We start from the raw sequence: 205 nt of genomic DNA on the forward strand, positions 1-205 counted from the left end.
TCAGAAAAAAGCTGAAGAAGATAAATTAAAACAAGACGAAGCTCAGAAAAAAGCTGCAGAAGAACAACGTAAACAGCAAGACGAAGCTCAGAAAAAAGCTGCAGAAGAACAGCGTAAGCAGCAAGAAGAGGCTCAGAAAAAAGCTGAAGAAGAGGCTAGAAAAAAAGCTGAAGACGAAGCTAAAAAGAAAGCTGAAGAAGAGCGT

At 39.5% G+C, this 205-nt stretch carries 1 protein-coding gene; it reads left to right on the top strand.

Going from position 1 to position 205, the window contains the following annotated elements; all coding sequences use genetic code 11:
• Positions 1-205: hypothetical protein (locus MR071_RS26000; protein ID WP_242238259.1), on the top strand; the 205-nt coding region annotated here is incomplete at both ends.

Origin of the sequence: Bacillus cereus group sp. BfR-BA-01316 (genome assembly GCF_022664195.1) — a bacterium.
Classification (GTDB): Bacteria; Bacillota; Bacilli; order Bacillales; family Bacillaceae_G; genus Bacillus_A.